This is a genomic window from Enterobacter cloacae complex sp. I3 (assembly GCF_014896175.1).
Lineage (GTDB): Bacteria > Pseudomonadota > Gammaproteobacteria > Enterobacterales > Enterobacteriaceae > Enterobacter > Enterobacter bugandensis.
Genome location: NZ_JADBQZ010000004.1, coordinates 97,026 through 114,789 on the forward strand (window position 1 = coordinate 97,026; position 17,764 = coordinate 114,789).

The 17,764-nt window shown below is 57.1% G+C and carries 14 protein-coding genes and 1 pseudogene; 7 read left to right on the top strand and 8 right to left on the bottom strand.

What is annotated here, in order from left to right; genetic code table 11:
- Position 1: 1 nt before the first annotated feature.
- The gene (locus tag IM271_RS04075) at positions 2-496 is read right to left on the bottom strand and encodes a hypothetical protein (RefSeq protein WP_048960692.1); all 495 of its coding nucleotides are present in this window, start codon (positions 494-496) and stop codon (positions 2-4) included.
- Between the two features lie 977 nt (positions 497-1,473).
- Here IM271_RS04075 and IM271_RS04080 point away from each other — a divergent pair.
- Positions 1,474-3,762, top strand: a complete 2,289-nt coding sequence (locus IM271_RS04080; protein WP_193052211.1) for an FdhF/YdeP family oxidoreductase — start codon at positions 1,474-1,476, stop codon at positions 3,760-3,762.
- Positions 3,763-3,785: 23 nt separating this feature from the next.
- On the top strand, positions 3,786-4,682 hold the full coding sequence (locus IM271_RS04085; protein WP_193052212.1) for a LysR family transcriptional regulator: 897 nt from the start codon (positions 3,786-3,788) through the stop codon (positions 4,680-4,682).
- Here the strand turns inward: IM271_RS04085 and IM271_RS04090 are convergent.
- Both IM271_RS04090 and IM271_RS04095 read right to left on the bottom strand, forming a co-directional pair.
- On the bottom strand, positions 4,661-5,419 hold the full coding sequence (locus IM271_RS04090) for a phosphate/phosphite/phosphonate ABC transporter substrate-binding protein (protein WP_193052213.1): 759 nt from the start codon (positions 5,417-5,419) through the stop codon (positions 4,661-4,663). The two genes, IM271_RS04085 and IM271_RS04090, sit on opposite strands and share 22 nt — an antisense overlap.
- The gene (locus tag IM271_RS04095; protein WP_192971774.1) at positions 5,412-6,383 is read right to left on the bottom strand and encodes a fatty acid desaturase; all 972 of its coding nucleotides are present in this window, start codon (positions 6,381-6,383) and stop codon (positions 5,412-5,414) included. Before IM271_RS04095 ends, IM271_RS04090 begins: the two co-directional genes overlap by 8 nt.
- Before the next feature lie 148 nt (positions 6,384-6,531).
- Here IM271_RS04095 and IM271_RS04100 point away from each other — a divergent pair, with 148 nt between their 5' ends.
- Together IM271_RS04100 and gap are read left to right on the top strand one after the other, a co-directional pair.
- Positions 6,532-7,512, top strand: a complete 981-nt coding sequence (locus tag IM271_RS04100) for a GlxA family transcriptional regulator (protein ID WP_192971773.1) — start codon at positions 6,532-6,534, stop codon at positions 7,510-7,512.
- Between the two features lie 78 nt (positions 7,513-7,590).
- Entirely contained in the window at positions 7,591-8,601 is a 1,011-nt protein-coding gene (gap, locus tag IM271_RS04105) for a type I glyceraldehyde-3-phosphate dehydrogenase (protein ID WP_048998685.1), read from the top strand.
- A gap of 40 nt (positions 8,602-8,641) precedes the next feature.
- Here the strand turns inward: gap and IM271_RS04110 are convergent, their stop codons facing one another.
- Positions 8,642-9,829, bottom strand: coding sequence for an MFS transporter (locus IM271_RS04110; RefSeq protein ID WP_045260284.1), 1,188 nt, complete (start codon positions 9,827-9,829; stop codon positions 8,642-8,644).
- 115 nt (positions 9,830-9,944) lie between these two features.
- On the opposite strand from IM271_RS04110, the gene IM271_RS04115 reads away from it, so the two are divergent.
- Positions 9,945-10,901 (top strand): AraC family transcriptional regulator, encoded by a 957-nt coding sequence (locus IM271_RS04115; protein ID WP_028013503.1) that lies wholly within the window; start codon positions 9,945-9,947, stop codon positions 10,899-10,901.
- A gap of 26 nt (positions 10,902-10,927) precedes the next feature.
- On the opposite strand, the pseudogene IM271_RS04120 reads toward IM271_RS04115, so the two are convergent.
- Positions 10,928-11,612, bottom strand: a pseudogene (locus IM271_RS04120) (carbohydrate porin).
- 281 nt (positions 11,613-11,893) lie between these two features.
- Here IM271_RS04120 and IM271_RS04125 point away from each other — a divergent pair.
- Positions 11,894-13,579 (top strand): alpha,alpha-trehalase, encoded by a 1,686-nt coding sequence (locus tag IM271_RS04125; RefSeq protein WP_193052214.1) that lies wholly within the window; start codon positions 11,894-11,896, stop codon positions 13,577-13,579.
- Between the two features lie 60 nt (positions 13,580-13,639).
- On the opposite strand, the gene IM271_RS04130 is transcribed toward IM271_RS04125, so the two are convergent.
- A complete protein-coding gene (locus tag IM271_RS04130) occupies positions 13,640-15,742 on the bottom strand; it encodes a TonB-dependent siderophore receptor (protein WP_193052215.1) in 2,103 nt (700 codons plus the stop codon).
- Positions 15,743-15,854: 112 nt separating this feature from the next.
- Positions 15,855-16,109, bottom strand: coding sequence for a GlsB/YeaQ/YmgE family stress response membrane protein (locus IM271_RS04135; protein WP_028013508.1), 255 nt, complete (start codon positions 16,107-16,109; stop codon positions 15,855-15,857).
- 207 nt (positions 16,110-16,316) lie between these two features.
- On the opposite strand from IM271_RS04135, the gene IM271_RS04140 reads away from it, so the two are divergent.
- Positions 16,317-17,048 carry a flagellar brake protein gene (locus IM271_RS04140; protein ID WP_193052216.1) on the top strand — a complete coding sequence of 244 codons (732 nt, stop codon included), beginning with the start codon at positions 16,317-16,319 and terminating at the stop codon, positions 17,046-17,048.
- A gap of 36 nt (positions 17,049-17,084) precedes the next feature.
- On the opposite strand, the gene emtA is transcribed toward IM271_RS04140, so the two are convergent.
- A complete protein-coding gene (emtA, locus tag IM271_RS04145; protein WP_028013510.1) occupies positions 17,085-17,696 on the bottom strand; it encodes a membrane-bound lytic murein transglycosylase EmtA in 612 nt (203 codons plus the stop codon).
- Positions 17,697-17,764: the final 68 nt, after the last annotated feature.

Consider the following 17,764-nt stretch of genomic DNA (forward strand, 5'->3'; position numbering starts at 1 on the left):
TTTAGTTCAGGATCCAGGTACCGTTAGCGCTGTCTTTGCAGGCTTTGCTGTTGCCATCCACATCGACGCAGGTCGCTTTTTTACGCACCTTAGGACGAATGGCCTGTTTGCGGACGGTGGCTTCGTACTGGTCGGCTTTGATAACGGCACGCATCGGGACGTAGCCAATCAGCTGGTCGTTCCCCTCATCGGCGAGCGCCATCCAATAGTGTTCAACCTGCCCCAGCACTACATAGGTTTTTCCGGTTTCCAGCGTACGGATAACCTTTCCGCCAAAATCAGGACGGCTCATCAGGGAGGCCGGGTACATGGCACGATAAGGCTCGTTGAGCTGGGCGAATTCCGTTGGCGGCACCACGGCGTGACGGTGGGTCAGGGTGACACCGTTGACCTGGCTGGTCACGATCGTGTCGTCGGTGATTGCCGGTTTCTGTGGCGCTTTACAGCCCGCCACCGCCATTACAAACAGAAGTGAAAACAGTACGCGCATTTTCATATGCTTTTCCGTAGCGATATTTTGATGATGGAGATAAGGGGATGAAATTTGACTTAGGTGCTATTGTTAAAATAGTCAGGATAATTTCGGGGTGTTACTAATTTAAAGGCATAGCTACCGCACGAGCCCTTCAGAATAAGGCCCAGCGTCTTCCTGACATATTTTGACAAACGGTAAACAAGTTTACATGAGCTTTGCTTCAATTCAATATTTACCGCAGCGTAAGTGGTGGTAATTGAAGCAGCCAAAACATTATAGGATTAATCTGATAAAAAACCCCGACATGGCCTGGATCTACTTATTTCAACACCTTCTAATGATATAACACACTGTTATTAAAGCATAAAATTCAAAAGAGAACGGATTTCATTAACGCAATAATGCTATTATCGCCACTACCATAATTAGTAGAAATGTCGTTTTGGTGATATCAGAAGAAGATATCGACGATGAATTATTTGTTGCACTAACAGGGTATGTTTAATATTGCCGCATCACCTGACGACACCATCACTATTTAACTTATTGACTGCGCCTTTAATTTCACGACTCAAAATAACTTATATTTCATGTTGTGATAATAACCCTCTAAGTGATTATATATTTCTATTAATCATTAAGCCTGAGTAAACCTTCTCGTCACTATTTCGAATACCGACGTAGCTACAGCGCCTGTCAGCCGCCATGTTTCCACTTTTGAGCGGCCGTCTCTTTCATTCGAAATTTTACCTGCGCTACATGCTTTCCCTCTCGACGCTATCTATCCTGCCTACCGGATGATAGATACAATTTATTATTAAAATGATAAAATTTCGTTATAATTTCTTTAAATAGTTGCATGCCAACATTTTTAACTCATTGTTATAAAGATAATTACAGGCAAGAGCCGTAACTCGACCGCGTGGATTTCCATCTCCGCCAGTCATTGCTTTTGCTTATTACCCAGCCGTTGCGCGACCAAACACGTAGGAGTCAGTATGAACACGAAAAGACGCTCAGTTCCCGGTATCAGACACTACGATGGTCCTGCCGGCGGCTGGGGCGCGTTGAAGGCGACGGCCATTGCAGTACGTACCCAAATGGATACCCTGGACGCTCCCGCGACGCTGCTGCGTACCAACCAGCCGGACGGTTTTGACTGCCCCGGCTGCGCGTGGCCCGATAAAGAGCACAAGTCGACATTCCAGTTCTGCGAGAACGGCGCGAAAGCGGTAACCTGGGAAGCGACCAGTAAGCGCGTGACGCCCGATTTTCTGGCGGAAAACAGCGTCTCCTCGCTACTGGCTAAATCAGACTTTGAGCTGGAAGGTTATGGTCGTCTGACGCATCCCCTGCGCTATGATCGGGCCAGCGATACCTTCCGGCCCGTCGACTGGGACGAGGCGTTTCAACGCATCGGGGAAATATTGCGCGGGCTCGAACCGGACCAGGTCGAGTTCTATACTTCCGGGCGCGCCTCTAACGAAGCGGCGTATCTGTTCCAGCTGTTCGCCCGCGAGTACGGCACCAATAATTTCCCGGACTGCTCGAATATGTGTCACGAGGCCACCAGCGTCGGCTTGCCGCGCTCCATCGGAATTGGGAAAGGCACCGTCTCGCTGGACGATTTCGACAAGACTGAGCTGGTGATCTCCATCGGTCACAACCCCGGCACCAACCATCCGCGAATGATGGGTACCCTGCACGAGCTGGCGCGTCGCAATGTGCCGATTATCGTTTTCAACCCGCTGCGCGAGCGCGCCCTCGAACGTTTTGCCGACCCGCAAAGCGTGATTGAAATGGCAACCTATAGCTCTACGGACATCGCCTCGACCTACTTCCAGGTGAAGGCCGGGGGCGATGCCGCCGCGCTGAAAGGGATTGCTAAACACCTTCTGGAGATGGAGGCCGGACGCGGTGACGTGCTTGACCGCGCGTTTATTGCAGAACACACCCGGGGTATTGACGATTTTGCCGCCGATATCGCGCAGACCCGCTGGGACGACATTGAGCGCGAGTCGGGGCTCAGCCAGGCGGCGCTCAAAAAGGTGGCCGAGGCCTATGCCAAATCAAACGCCACCATCATTACTTACGGAATGGGGATTACCCAGCACAATAAAGGCACGGCGAACGTCCGCCTGATTGCTGACCTGCTGCTTCTGCGCGGGAATATCGGCAAGCCCGGCGCGGGGATCTGCCCCCTGCGCGGCCACTCTAACGTTCAGGGGAACCGGACCGTCGGGATTAGCGAGAAGCCTGCCCCGGCCTTCCTGAACCGCCTGAAAGAGGTGTTTGGCTTTGAGCCCCCTTCCCGTCACGGACACGATGCGGTGCAGGCGACGCGGGCCATGATCGACGGTCGCGCAAAAGCGCTCATTTGCCTCGGCGGTAACTTTGCCGTCGCGATGCCCGACCACGAGAACGGTTTCCCGGCGATGGGTAAACTGGATCTGAGCGTGCACGTCGGGACCAAGCTGAACCGTACCCATCTGCTGGTGGGCAAAGAGACCTTTATTTTCCCGTGCCTCGGCCGCACGGAGCTGGATATGCAGGCCACCGGCCGCCAGTCCATCACCGTCGAAGACTCCATGTCGATGGTGCATGCTTCCTCCGGCAAGCTGAAACCCGCCTCGCCGTTGCTCCGTTCGGAGCCTGCCATCGTCGCAGGCCTCGCAAAGGCTACCCTGCCGGAAACACGCGTGGACTGGCTGACGCTGGTCGAGGATTACGACCGCATCCGCGATTTGATCGAGCAGACCATTCCGGGCTTTGAGAACTACAATGCGCGGATCCGTGTTCCCGGCGGCTTCCGCATGCCGCTGCCTCCGACACAGCGTATCTGGCCGACCGCAACGGGCAAAGCGATGTTCTCGGTTTTCGACGGCGTACAGGAAAACGCCAGCGGTGAAGGCGAGCATGTGCTGCGCCTGATCACGCTGCGCAGCCACGATCAGTACAACACCACCATTTACGCCCTGGACGATCGCTACCGTGGCGTATTTGGCCGCCGCGACGTGCTGTTTATGAACGAAGAAGATATGGCGCAGTCAGGGCTGGAACACGGCGATCGCGTGGATATCGAAACCGCCCTCCCAGGCAGCGTGCAGCGTCTGGAAGATATTACGGTGGTGGCGTACAACATCGCCCCGGGCTCCGTCGGCGCGTATTACCCGGAGGCCAACGTGCTGGTGCCGCTCGATTATCTCGATAAGGACAGCGGTACGCCGTCGTATAAATCGGTTCCGGTTCGCATTACCCTGCGCTCGAAAGAGATCCGCATGCTGTAAGGCTTTACGCGCAGAGAAGAGTGATGGACATAAAACAGTTAAAATATTTACTCGCGCTCGACGAGACCCGCCACTTTGGTAAAGCGGCATTGCGGTGCAACATCACCCAGCCGACCCTCTCCATGCGCATCCGCAGCCTGGAAGAGGAGCTGGGGCTGGTGCTGATCGTGCGCGGGCAGCGTTTTGAAGGGTTTACGCCGGAGGGAGAGCGCATTCTCGCATGGGCGCGCGCGCTTCTTGCCGCGCACGACGGATTGCAGGCGGAAGCCGCGCTGTGCAAAGGCCAGGTGGTGGGTGAATTACGTCTGGGGATGGTACCGCTGGCGAGCGTGGATCCGATGATCTTTATCCGCCTGCTTACGCAAAAGTACCCGGAGCTGACCTACAGCCTCTATTCTATGTCTTCGGCGCAGATTGCCGACGGCGTCAGCCGCAATCAGCTTGAGCTGGGGATTTGCTACCTGAACAGCATCGACACCAGCCTGTTTGACATTATTCAGCTTCCCAAAACGAAGATGGGGCTGCTCCACGACACCCGTCATTTCCAGCTTACCCCGGAGACGCTGACCTGGCACGACCTGACGGATTTTCCGCTGGGGTTCCTGACCAAAGGGATGCACTACCGGGCGCATATGGAGGCCAGCTTTAAAGCTGCTGGCATCGAACCGACGGCCGTTTTTGAGAGCGACTCCACGTTCCAGATCATTCAGGCGGTTCAGAGCGGCGTATGCTGCGCCGTGATGCCGCTGAATAACGGGCTGGAAGCCCTGAACAGCACTTTCAGGATTGTCCCCATCGTCGACGCGAACATTGAGGCTCCCATCGGCCTGATTATGCGCAGGCAGAAACCCGTCTCTTCGCTGGCGCTGCGCTGCTTTACCGACGCGCAGGCGATTTATCACGCGGACAAGGAGGCGTAAGCCTGCCGCGACACCACGCTAAAACCGCCGATCAGCACTGCGGCGCAGACCTCCCGGTAATCCGGCGCACTCACCAGCTCGCGCAGCGCATCGCGAATGGCGCTGAGCGTTTCGGGGGACGTGCGTCGCGACGTGATTAATGGCAGCCCTGGCGTCAGCGGCGTTCGATCGAACGCCGCCAGCCCCGCAAGCCGTTCCGGCTCATGACGCTCCAGCAGCGCCCAGGTCACGCAGTCGATGGCGGCGATATCGCTCTTCCCGCGCTGCACGTCAATCAGCGACTGACGGTGGCTGCCGCTGAAGGACGTTTGTGAGAAAAATGGCCCGTCAACAATCAGGGGAGCCACCTTTTTTCGCAGCGCGTTATAGCCGGACTGCGAGTCTTCCGAATTACAAACCGCCCGACGTCCGCGGAAATCCGCCAGCGTGAGATGCCTTTCCTCCGCGCGCGCTACCAGAAAACTGCGGTACTGGAATCCTTCGCAGCACGAAGCCGCGTAGTGAAAACAGCCCACCACCTGTACCTCCGGGAGCTGCGTCACCAGCGGGTAGCCGCATGTCTGGCTGAGGATAAGCTCAGGCTGCTGCCAGTGGGCCAGCAGGTCAGACTCTGGCCAGCCGGGAGTACGATCGACGGGCACGCCACGCGCGGCCAGCAGATGCTGCACCGCCAGCCAGAGCGCGCGGGTATCGCCGCGATCCACGGCGTACATGGGAAACGCCAGCAGGTTACTCATACCTCTCCTCCTGTTGTTTTCCGGGATGGACGGTGACCTCCACTGGCCGGGTCCAGAACTGGCGTAGCCATTCACCGTAGCCCCGGACCACAAAGCCGTGGTTACGCAGCCGGTACGCCTCCCGGTTTTGCCGGTAGATCGTCGGCAACCCGTACCAGGGAACGCCCGGTAAATCGTGGTGAATAGAATGGTAGTTGAGATTCAAAAACAGCACCCGCCAGACTAGCCCGGCCTCGTTAATGACCGAGCGCGCGAGCGGATCGTCCGCCGCCCGATGTTCGTAGAACGAGCGGACTTTGGTCAGCGCCAGCGCCGGATAGCTTACCGCCAGCACAAACCAGACGGGTGAAAAGTCGTGATGCACCATCCACGCGAAAAGTGCCGCCAGCAGCAGAGCGTGAACCAGCCACATCGCCATCGCCCGCAGGTGAAAATGACGAAACGCCGCCCCGGCGCTGCCCAGCGTCTGAAGGATATCCAGCAGCGGCGCCAGCAGAAGCCGCCCGGCAAAGGTATTCCGGGCCCGGATCAGGCGCTTCTGCCACGGGGAAAAGCGCGCCCAGCTCGCCTCGGTGAAATAATACGACTCCGGGTCATCCGCCGGAAAGGTCAGGCTATCGTGACGGTGATGGGCCAGATGGGAATCCCGGTACAGGCCGTACGGATACCAGACCGCCAGCGGGAGCGTGCCGAACAGCTGGTTAAGCCAGGCAAAACGGGTGGGATGCCCGTGGATCAGCTCGTGCTGCAGGGACATGTACCAGGCGGTAAACCAGATAAGCAGCAGCGTGGCGGGAAGCAGGCCGAGCGTTTGCCAGAATGTTAGGGTGGAAAACCAGCCGGTATAGATAATGACGATCAGCAGCCACGTAGGGAGTTCACTTCGCCACAGAACCCCAGATGCAAGTCGGTGGATGTGATTGCGCTGCTGCGGATGTAAATAGAGGGAGCTTCGTTTACTCATTCCTTCAGACGCCGTTTCGCCAGAGACAATGCTCTGACGATCGGGGATAACGCCTGAAATGACAAAGAACTTAAATCGCTTTGCTTTGCCGGAAACGCAGGGTCACGCCCGGCTTGACTTATTCTGTGGTAAATGTACTTTTCAGGACATGAAGAAAATATTAATTATCGTACCTGACGGCGGCATGCTGTTTGAGGCCGCCGGTATCGCCGACATTCTGATGCAGGCCAACCGGCTGCATCCGGAAGGGCTTACCCAGCCCCGCTACCGTATCATCATTGCCACCACGCAGCCCCACCAGGTGATCCACGGCCAGTCTGGCCTGAACCTGCTGGCGGACTATCGCCTGCCGGAGCTGGATCCGCGCGAACCGCTGGACACCATTATCATCACCGGACGCGGGATCAACGAGCAGGAGAGCACGGCGGTGGTGGACTGGCTGCACCTCGCTGCCCCGCACGCCCGGCGAGTCGCCTCCATTTGCGGGGGCGCGATGCTGCTTGCCCAGACCGGCTTGCTGGACGGCCGCCGCGCAACCACCCACTGGCGGCTGCTGGAGACGATGCAAGCCCAGTACCCGGCTATCCACGTCGAAGGCGGCCCGCTGTATATTCAGGATGGCCCCATCTGGACCTCCGGCGGCGTGAGTTCCGGGTTCGATCTGACCCTGGCGCTGGTGGAAGACGACTACGGATTTACCCTCGCCCGCGACGTGGCGCAGGATATGGTGATGTATCTGCGTCGCCCCGGCGGACAGCTGCAGTTCAGCCGCTATAGCCTGCAGCAGTCTGGCGCATCGGGGCCTATCAGCGAACTGCAAACCTGGATCCTGCAGAACCTCACCGCCGACCTGTGCGTGGAAAATTTGGCCGAAAAGGTGGCGATGAGCCCGCGCAATTTCACCCGGGTTTTTACCCGCGACGCGGGCGTCTCGCCTGCCCGTTACGTGACGGAAGCGCGCCTGGCCGCCGCCCGACAGCTGCTTGAGCAGACCCATGATCCCCTTGAGCGGGTTGCCGAGCAAAGCGGGTTTGGCACCAGCATTAACCTGCGCCGCGTGTTTGAGAAACAGCTCCACCTCACGCCAGGCGAGTACCGCCAGCGCTTCCACTGCCGCAAGATGGCGTAATCTGATCCTTTTTTGTCGTTTACGCCAACCGGCCCCGCGCCTACAGTGACTCCAGACAACAGAGATAAGGAGTGCACCATGGTTAAGGTCGGTATTAACGGTTTCGGCCGTATCGGACGTAATTTCCTACGCGCGGCGCTGGGTAACCCGGATCTTCAGATTGTGGCCATTAACGATCTGACGGACAGTAAAACCCTCGCCCACCTGCTGAAACATGATTCCCTTCTGGGCAAACTGCCCGCGCCCGTTGAAGCGGCTGACGGCGCGCTGCAGGTGGACGGTCAGCGGATTGTGGTGTTTAGCGAACGCGATCCGGCAAATATTCCGTGGCGCGATGCTGGTGTTGACGTGGTAATTGAGGCCACCGGCTTCTTTACCGATCGGGAAAAAGCGGCGGTGCACGTCACGCAGGGTGGCGCAAAGCGCGTCATCATCTCCGCGCCCGGCAAAAATGACGATCTGACGGTTGTGATGGGAGTGAACCACGATCGCTACGACCCGGCTCAGCACGTGGTCGTCAGTAACGGGAGCTGTACCACTAACGGTCTGGCGCCGGCGGCTCAGGTGCTGCATCAGCAGTTCGGGATCGAGCATGGTCTGATGAACACGACGCACGCCTACACCAACAGCCAGGCGCTGCACGACCAGCCGGAAAAAGATCTGCGCGGCGCGCGCGCGGCGGCGCTGTCGATTGTGCCTTACTCCAGCGGCGCGGCGAAAGCGCTGGGCAAAGTGATCCCCTCCCTGGACGGCAAGCTGACCGGGTACTCCCTGCGCGTGCCGGTGCCGGTGGTGTCGATTGTGGATTTAACGGTAACGCTCAGCCGTAGCGTAACCGCCGAAGAGGTGAATGAGGCGTTCCGCAACGCGGCCGCCAGCGGGCCTCTGAAAGGGATCCTGGGCTATAGCGATGAACCGCTGGTCTCCAGCGACTACCAGGGCGACCCGCGCTCCTCCATTATCGACGGGCTTTCCACGCTGGTGATTGGCGGGAACATGGTGAAGATCCTGGCGTGGTATGACAACGAGTGGGGCTTCTCTAACCGCCTGGTGGATCTGGCGGTGCTAATGGATAAGAAAGGGCTGTAAGCCTGGAGCCGGGTGGCGCGAACGCTCACCCGGCAAAAAATCATTCCGCTTTCACTTTCACGCCCATCAACACAATCACCATCGCCGTCACCAGCAGGAACCCGCTTCCGGCGAATACGCCGCTGGCACCGTTAAGGTCAAATACCGCCCCGCCCCCGGCCGCACCGGCGCTTATCGCCAGCTGGATTGAGGCCACCAGCAGCCCCCCTGCACTTTCGGCTTCATCCGGAACGGTGGTGGCAAGCCAGGTTGACCAGCCCACCGGAACCAGACCAAACGCAAAGCCCCACAGCGCCACCAGGAAACCGTCCAGCATTGCCAGATGGCCAAACGCCACCATCGTCAGCGCCAGTATGCCCATGGCGAACGGCACCAGCGCCAGCGTCAGGCGCAGATTACGTGCCAGCAGATGTCCGGCAACGGAAGTACCGACAAAGTTCGCCAGCCCAAAGCCCAGCAGGATCAGTGAAATGGTCTCAACGTTCGCCTGCCCCACCGTTTCCAGGAACGGGCGCAGGTAGGTAAAGAAGGCGAAATGGCCGCTGAAGATCAGAATAGTGGCCAGCATGCCGCCGATCATGCCCGGTCGACGCAGCACGCGGAACAGCGTGCTGAGGCTACCGCTGCTCTCGGGCTTCATGGACGGCAGCACCCAGATCTGCCACAGCAGCGCCAGTACGCTCGGCAGTATGCAGAGCACAAAGACGTTGCGCCAGCCGATCAGGCTACCCAGATAACTCCCTAGCGGGGCAGCAACCACGGTGGCAATCGACACGCTGGAGAAAATCACCGCCAGCGCCTTCGGTACTTTATCCGTCGGAACCAGGCGCATCGTGGTGGCCGTCGACATCGCCCAGAAGCCACCGATGGCGACCCCTAACAGCAGGCGCCCCATCAGCAGGACGTGCAGCGTGGGCGCAAAGGCTACCAGCAGGCTGGAGATGATTTGCAGCACGGAGAAAAACATCAGTACCCAGCGACGGTCGATACTTTTGGTCGCCGGCGTAATCAGAAGCCCGGTGACCAGTGCCACCAGCGCGGTGGCGGTGACGGCCTGCCCGGCCATGCCCTCGCTGACGCCCAGACTCGCGGCCATCGGCGTCAGCAAACTGGCTGGCAGGAACTCAGCCGTTATCAACCCAAACACGCCCAGCCCCAGTGAATAGACGGCCCGCCAGGCGGGTCTGGCTGGCGCCACGGCCTCTCTCGCCACGACACATGAATTCATCTGTTGTTCTCCCGTTATAAAAATGTGACAACTGTCGCAAAAGCATAGAGGGTTCACCGTGGACGATCTATGACATATAATCTCCACTTATTGATTATTCGTCCGGAGTTGCGCCATGACCGTTCAGTCCCCCGATTTGATCAGCGAACTCTTACGCGGCATGCGCCTGTCGGGTGTGAAATACCGACGGATTGAAGCCAGCGCGCCGTTTGGCGTGGCGTTCCACCAGGCGCCCGGTAAGGCGCAGTTCCATTTTGTGAGCCACGGTAGCGCCCTGCTGCGTATGGAGAGCGGTGCGACCTTCGAACTGAGCGGCGGCGACGCGCTGTTTATTCCTGGCGGGAATGCCCACGCCCTGCTCTCTGACGCGCAGGCAGCCATTACCCCGGTGAACGCTTTTCCGAGCGAACCTATCTGCGGCTCGGTGTGCGCCATTACCTGCGAGCCTTGTCCGGAGAGCGAGAACACCATCATCTTTAGCGGGTGTATGGATTTTGAGCTCGGCGGGATGCAGCCGCTGATCAAAGCAATGCCGGAAGTGATGATGGTCAGCCGGCTGATGTCCACCTGGCCGGAAATTCATCCGCTACTGGCGGCGATGGAGCGAGAATCCATGACCCGTCAGGCCGGGTTCGCCGGGATCCTTGCCCGGCTGGCTGATGTGGTGGCGGCGTTAATTGTGCGCGGCTGGGTTGAGGGCGGCTGCGGTAAAGCCACCGGCTGGGTGCAGGTTTTACGCGATCCGCGCCTGAGCCGGGCCATTTACGCCATGCACCAGCAGCCTGGCCTGAACTGGAGCGTGGCGGATCTGGCGAAAGAAGCGGGCACCTCACGCTCCGTGTTTGCCGAACGGTTTCTGGCCGCGACGGGGACGACCCCGGCAAAGTATCTCAGCGAACTGAGAATGCGGCTGGCGATTCAGTACATTCGTCACGAAAATCAGCCGATTGAAACGGTCGCCCTGCGGCTGGGTTACGGATCGCTGGCGGCGTTTAGCCGGGCCTTTAAGCGCATCATTGGCCATGCGCCGGGCACGCTGCGGGAAGCCGGCCAGGCCCCGGAAGAGGTCTGACCGGCAGGCTGGCATCAGAAAGAGTATTAAAAGCGCACGCGGCCACCGTAGCGATCGTCGTTTTTCTTATCGCCCGCTTTCGGGGAAGCGTTGACCCAGAACGCATACGCGCCCAGATAGATGTTGAAGTTTTTCATCTTCATGACGTTCGGGATCAGGTACGACGTATGGATGGTATGAATATTGTACTCGCCCTTCGCGTCCAGGTAAGCGGTGTTGAGGTTGATGACCACGCCGTTCTCCGGATCGGTTTTAAGCCCGTCCCAGGTCATAGTAAACCCGTAGCCGTCGCTGTAGAGATCGTCCGACTTTAATTTCCCAGTCGTTCACAGAACCGAAGAAGAATACCGCATCATCGAGATACATTTTCCCGCCGAGAGGCTGAACGGAAAATCCGGCAAAATTGCCGTTATCTATTTTTCTATAACCATCAAAACCTCATAAATTACGCCCGTTAATATCCCGGCGTTATTTATATCCCGGTGCCCGGTCGCTATTAGCGCTTTGCTTAATGGAGGTCAGACTGCCTGTTTTACTGGCGGCATCCATATTAAACTCCACGTCACCATAAAATTTAATATCACCAAACCCTGAAAGCGTCAGCTTTGGCGGTTCGGCTTTGCTCACCGGCTCTTCGGACTGCACAAGAACGGCGGGTGCTGCCTGCGCGGCGGCCGCCTGCTGCTGTCTAAGCGCCGGAATAAAATGCACTTATCAGTATTACCGTTTTTTTTAATTTCATAAAATCCATCCTGATTATAAAAGTGAATACGCAAATAGAGAGCATCGCCATTTCGACTACATAGCCTTTTGGGTTCTATTATTTTTTTTGTTGCACAACAAATCCTTCCGGACAGGGCGTGCGAAGCGGTAAATTGTCTGGTTCTGCGCAAAATGGGATATTCAACACGCGAAGCGGGCAATATTCGTCTAAGGTTTTCAGGTGATTGATAACAGCGGTCACGCTGCTCAGGAATACAGGAGACGAACCGATGATAAGACCTCGTACTTTACGCCCTGCTCTTTTGCACCTCGCGCTGGGAGGCGCGCTGCTCGGTGTGGCAACGATGAGTTATGCTGAAGAACAACCAGCCTACCAGAAAAATTCACCCGATATTTTGCTTGGCCCTCTGTTTAACGACGTGCAGAGTGCCAAACTGTTTCCCGATCAGAAAACCTTTGCCGATGCCGTTCCCAAAAGCGACCCGCTGATGATTCTGGCGGATTACCGGATGCAGCACACCCAGACAAGCTTTGACCTGCGCCACTTTGTGGAGATGAACTTCACGCTGCCTGCGGAAGGTGAAAAATATGTGCCGCCTGCGGGACAAAGCTTACGTGAGCACATTGACGACCTCTGGCCTGTGCTGACGCGCACCACGGATAAAGCCAGTAACAAATGGGATTCCCTGCTGCCGTTACCGAAACCTTACGTTGTGCCCGGCGGGCGCTTCCGCGAGGTCTACTACTGGGATAGCTATTTCACCATGCTGGGCCTGGCGGAGAGCGGCCACTGGGACAAAATCAGCGATATGGTGGATAACTTTGCGTATGAGATTGATACCTTCGGCCATATCCCCAACGGCAACCGCAGCTACTACCTGAGCCGCTCCCAGCCGCCGTTCTTCTCACTGATGGTTGAGTTGCTGGCGACGCATGACAAAGACGCGCTGAAAAAATACCGTCCACAAATGGAAAAAGAGTACACCTACTGGATGGAGGGTGTAGAAAGCCTTCAGCCAGGGCAGGCTAACCAGCGCGTGGTGAAGCTCGATGACGGTTCCGTACTCAACCGCTACTGGGACGATCGCGATACCCCGCGCCCGGAGTCCTGGCTTGACGATATCACCACGGCGAAGAGCAACCCTAACCGGCCTGCGACGGAAATCTACCGCGATTTGCGCTCCGCAGCGGCCTCGGGGTGGGACTTTAGCTCCCGCTGGATGGACGACCCGCAAAAGCTCGGCACCATCCGCACCACCAGCATTGTGCCCGTCGATCTGAACGCCCTGATGTTTAAAATGGAAAAACTGCTCGCGCGAGCAGGCCAGGAGGCGGGCGACAGCGCGGCGGCGAGTAAATACGAGGCATTAGCCACCGCGCGTCAAAAAGCCATTGAGCGCCACCTGTGGAACGATAAAGAGGGCTGGTACGCCGATTACGATCTCAAGAGTAAGAAGGTGCGCAACCAGCTCACGGCGGCGGCCCTCTTCCCGCTCTACGTGAAGGCGGCGGCACAGGATCGCGCCGATAAAGTGGCCGCGGCCACCTCCGCGCGCCTGTTGAAGCCGGGGGGTATTACCACCACCACCATCAACAGCGGCCAGCAGTGGGATGCGCCAAACGGCTGGGCGCCGCTGCAGTGGGTGGCAACGGAAGGGTTGCAGAACTATGGGCAGGATAAGGTTGCAATGGACGTGACCTGGCGCTTCCTGAAGAACGTTCAGCATACTTACGACCGCGAGAAGAAGCTGGTGGAGAAATATGATGTCTCTTCTACCGGTACCGGCGGTGGCGGCGGTGAATATCCGCTCCAGGATGGGTTCGGCTGGAGTAACGGCGTGACGCTGAAAATGCTGGATCTGGTTTGTCCGAAAGAGAAACCGTGCGACAGCGTGCCGGAAAATCAGCCTGCGGCGAACGATGAGGCTGCGCCGGTGAAAGCTGCGGCGCAGTAAGGGAGTATTGCCGGGTGATGGCTACGCCTTACCCGGCCTTCATTTTGAACTCACAGGGATTTAGAAGCTGTAACTCGCCCCTAGCTGATACGTCCTGTCACGCCCAATCCAGCAGTTGGTCGCATCGTAGCAGGTCAGCGTCTCTTTATTGGTGATGTTCTGCATACTCGCCTTAAGCGTCAGCCCCGCCAGCGAAGGCAGAATTTCGCCCATCCGGTACGACGCCGCCAGATCGTACTGCGTAGTGCCCCCCAGCTTACCCGCATCGTTAGACGGTGAAATCTCCATCGGCCCGGTATAGCGCGCCCCGGCGCCCAGCATCAGCCCCTTCAGCGGCGTGCTCTCGAAGGTGTAGTCCCCCCACAGGTTGAACGCATTTTCCGGCACCTGAGTAGGACGCTTGCCCTGGTATTTATCATCTTCGGTATTAATTACGTGGGTGTAGGCATAGTTGGCAATCAGCGTCAGGTTGTCAGTCGGGCGGCTGATGGCGGAGAGCTCCGCGCCTTTGGATTCCACTTCACCAGTCTGACGGTAGTTCAGGAAGCCCGGGTCGGAGGTGACGACGTTTTTCTGCCGGATGTTAAACACCGAGGCGGTAAACGTCGTGGCGTACTCTGCCAGCAGATATTTTACCCCGCCTTCCACCTGCTTGCTGGTGGTTGGCTTGACGTCTTTCGCCGTGAGCGTCCCCTGCGGCGAGACCGGTGCAAAACCTTCTGAATAGCTGATAAACGGCGAAATACCGTTATCGAAGGCGTAAAGCGCCCCCAGGCGTTTGGTAACGCGATCCTGCGATACCCAGGCCTTATCGCCGTTTTGCAGGTAATCGGTGGTGACGGAGCGGTAATCGTCGTAGCGCAGGCTGCCTAACAGATTTAAGCCACCAAATTCCACCTGATCCTGCAGGTAGTACCCGTTCTGCTGGTAGCTGAGACGGTTTTTCTGGGCGGTGTAGAGCCCCAGCGCGCTTTCGTGGATTTGCGAATAGTCCGGATTACGCATATCCATGCCCGGCGTAGTCGACGCGTAGCGGTAGTGGAAATGGGAGTTCAGCCTCTGATAGTCAAACCCGGCCAGCAGATGGTGTTTCCATTCGCCCAGCGCAACGGTTTTAGTCACCTGGTTGTCGATGTTGAAGCTCTTAAGATCTTCATCGGTGGTATAGGCAAAGCGGTTAAGCTGATAGACCTCACTTCCCGTTCCCGTCGCGTAGACGCTGTTCTGGTGGGTATCGACGTCGAAATAGCGCGCTTTCTGATTAAAGCCCCAGCCGCTGTCGAACTCATGCTCGAAGCTGTAGCCCAGCATCCACTGCCGCTGCTTAAACCCGCTCCACTCATCTCCAGCGTAATCCCGGCGATCGGCATATTTGGACCGCAGATAAGCGAGCGGCAGCGGGTTAGACGGCGTCAGGCTCGGGGAGTTTTGCGCCAGCGCATCCAGGGTGAGGCGGGTTTTACCGTCGGGTTGCCATGTAACGGACGGGGCGACCAGATAATTTTCATAGCGGCTGGTGTGCGGCTGATCGTCATTCTCCGTCGCCTTACCCAGCAGGCGGTAATTCCAGTCGCTGTCGGCAATTTGTCCGGTCGAATCGAGGTAACCTTCTTTCAGATTACGGTTCCCGGTGTTAAAACCGACCTCGGTTCGGGCTTCCCGCTGCGGCTTTTTGCTTTGAATATTTACCAGCCCGCCCGGCGAACCGCCGCCGTAAAGCACCGATGAAGGCCCTTTCAGTATATCGACGCTCTCTATTAACAGCGGATCGATGCGCGCCTTGGTGTTACCGGTGACGTTATAGGGTAGCTGCAGCCCGTTGTAAAACGCCTGATCGACGGTAAAGCCACGAATTTTGTATTCGCTCATATAGGAGGTATTCCCCCGCACCTCGGTTGAGACGCCTGGGGCATAGCGCAGGATTTCATTCACGGAGTTCGCGTGACGCTTTTCGATCTCCGGCGCAGAGAGCGTGTTGATAACCTGCGGCGTTTTACTTTCGGCAACGGCCGATTTGGTGGCGCTGTTGGTCCAGGCCGGCAGCGCGCTGCCCTGCTCTGAGCCCGTGACGACAATGGTTGATTCTTTGGCGAAAGCCTGGACCTGCAATGCCAGCGTGACGGCACCCGCCAGGGTGCATAACGTAAAACGTGAGGAGTTCATAATGTCGTCTTGTTATTACATGCAATACGGAACGACAATTATTATCATTTAGATTAGCAAATCAATATAGCGGCAAAAAAAACGGCCCTCCGCAGAGAGCCGTTCTGTCATTTTATGCTCGTCGCAGTAATCTGAATATGCCCAGCACGACAATGGCTCCCACGACAGCGACCAGGAAACTGTGCATGTCGAAACCACTGATGTCACCACCAAAACCAAACATCGTCGCCAGCCAGCCGCCTACAACCGCACCAACGACCCCGAGTACGCAGGTCAAAATAAAGCCGCCGCCATCGTTTCCCGGCATGATCAGTTTTGCGATAGCGCCGGCAATAAGGCCAAAGATAATCCAGGCGATAATACCCATAGCAATGCCCTCTTGCAGATTAAACGCATGTGCAGAAAACCTTCTGCACAGCTAACTTAAGTATAGGTCATCACCGGAAAACCAGTTTCGTCTCACCGACTTATCCTGCGGACAACGGTAAAAAAATCTCACCGGTTTGTATTAAGTTTGAGGGTGGATTGCCGATAACACTAAGACAGTCTGTCATCAATCAAGGAGCCATCCGGCGTGAGTCATTACAGTGAGCAGTTCCTCAAGCAAAATCCGCTGGCTGTATTAGGGGTATTACGCGACCTGCAAAAAGGCGAAGTGCCGCTGCGCATCAGCTGGTCGAATAATCAGTTTATCAGCAAGATCCTTGACGTCTCGCAGGAGAGGCTGGTTATTGACCTGGGCAGCCTGGAGTATGAAAACCGCGCGGCGCTGAAAGCAGAGAATATCGTGGTCATGGCCGAAACCCATGGGGCCAAAGTGGAATTTGTCCTGCCGCGACTGGAACTGAGCGAATACCAGGGACTTCCGGCTTTTGTTACCCTCCTTCCTGGCAATCTCTGGTTTGTCCAGCGCCGTGAATATTTCCGCATCAGCGCCCCCCTTCATCCTGCCTATTTTTGTAAGGCCAAAATGCCGGACAAAAAAGAGATCCGCTTCCGTCTCTTTGACCTGTCGCTGGGCGGAATGGGCGCGCTGATGGATACCCCGAAGCCGGAGGGTCTGGTAGAAGGCATGCGGTTTACGCAAATAGAACTGGATATGGCGGGCTGGGGCCGTTTTTATTTCGATGCACAGCTGATTGCCATCAGCGAGCGCACGGTGGTGGACAGCAAAAATGAAACGATTACCACGCCGCGTCTGAGCTTCCGTTTTATGAACGTCGGGCCCGGCGCGGAGCGCGAGCTGCAGCGCATTATCTATTCGCTGGAACGGGAAGCACGGGAACGTGCGAATAAGGTTCTGTAAGAAAAGTCGGGCAGCGAGCGCCGCCCGTTTGCGGCATTACATGGCATCCATCGCTTTCTGTACTTTCCAGATATAGCGAGGCGCCTGCGGTGCCGGATGATTTTTCGCCACATGCTCGACGAACTCATCTTTGTCCATGTCGTTGATCTCCTCAATCGCCTCTTTGCGGTCAGAGGAGAAAGTTCTGAGCAGCGCCCCGGCGCCGTTCACGTACGAGACCACCAGCGCGTATTGCATCACTTCCGGATCCTCAATGCCCTTCAGCACGCCGTGTTCCAGAATGCTCAGGTAAGCGGTCCCCATAGAAATATTGCGTTCCGGGTTCTTCAGCTCGCTGGTCGACGGCTGGCCGCTCCAGCCCATATAGCGGTAGACCTCTCTCCCCGCCGTAGAGGCTTTCAGCTGCATCAGCCCCACCGCGTTGGATTTGCTGACAAGCGTAGGATTGCCGCCGGACTCCACCGCAATAATGGCGGTGATCAGCCGCGGGCTGACGCCCCATGCCTTCCCGGCTTTTTCACTGATCGGCATCCACTGCATGGCCCGTTTCACCGGTACTTCCGGATTCCAGGGCGGGTTTTGATAATCATGTTTTGAACTACAGCCAGCCAGCAAAACAATCAAAAAAGCAAACCATCTCAATTTCACGTCATCTATCCTTATAGCCGGTCATCGCGGTGCGCCGCCCTTGAAGCAGGCGACGTATACGCGGCATG

Excerpts from the sequence above, each read along its gene's own strand:
- IM271_RS04075 (WP_048960692.1), bottom strand. The coding sequence starts at position 496 with ATGAAAATGCGCGTACTGTTTTCACTTCTGTTTGTAATGGCGGTGGCG.
- IM271_RS04080 (WP_193052211.1), top strand. The coding sequence starts at position 1,474 with ATGAACACGAAAAGACGCTCAGTTCCCGGTATCAGACACTACGATGGT.
- IM271_RS04085 (WP_193052212.1), top strand. The coding sequence starts at position 3,786 with ATGGACATAAAACAGTTAAAATATTTACTCGCGCTCGACGAGACCCGC.
- IM271_RS04090 (WP_193052213.1), bottom strand. The coding sequence starts at position 5,419 with ATGAGTAACCTGCTGGCGTTTCCCATGTACGCCGTGGATCGCGGCGAT.
- IM271_RS04095 (WP_192971774.1), bottom strand. The coding sequence starts at position 6,383 with ATGAGTAAACGAAGCTCCCTCTATTTACATCCGCAGCAGCGCAATCAC.
- IM271_RS04100 (WP_192971773.1), top strand. The coding sequence starts at position 6,532 with ATGAAGAAAATATTAATTATCGTACCTGACGGCGGCATGCTGTTTGAG.
- gap (WP_048998685.1), top strand. The coding sequence starts at position 7,591 with ATGGTTAAGGTCGGTATTAACGGTTTCGGCCGTATCGGACGTAATTTC.
- IM271_RS04110 (WP_045260284.1), bottom strand. The coding sequence starts at position 9,829 with ATGAATTCATGTGTCGTGGCGAGAGAGGCCGTGGCGCCAGCCAGACCC.
- IM271_RS04115 (WP_028013503.1), top strand. The coding sequence starts at position 9,945 with ATGACCGTTCAGTCCCCCGATTTGATCAGCGAACTCTTACGCGGCATG.
- IM271_RS04125 (WP_193052214.1), top strand. The coding sequence starts at position 11,894 with ATGATAAGACCTCGTACTTTACGCCCTGCTCTTTTGCACCTCGCGCTG.
- IM271_RS04130 (WP_193052215.1), bottom strand. The coding sequence starts at position 15,742 with ATGAACTCCTCACGTTTTACGTTATGCACCCTGGCGGGTGCCGTCACG.
- IM271_RS04135 (WP_028013508.1), bottom strand. The coding sequence starts at position 16,109 with ATGGGTATTATCGCCTGGATTATCTTTGGCCTTATTGCCGGCGCTATC.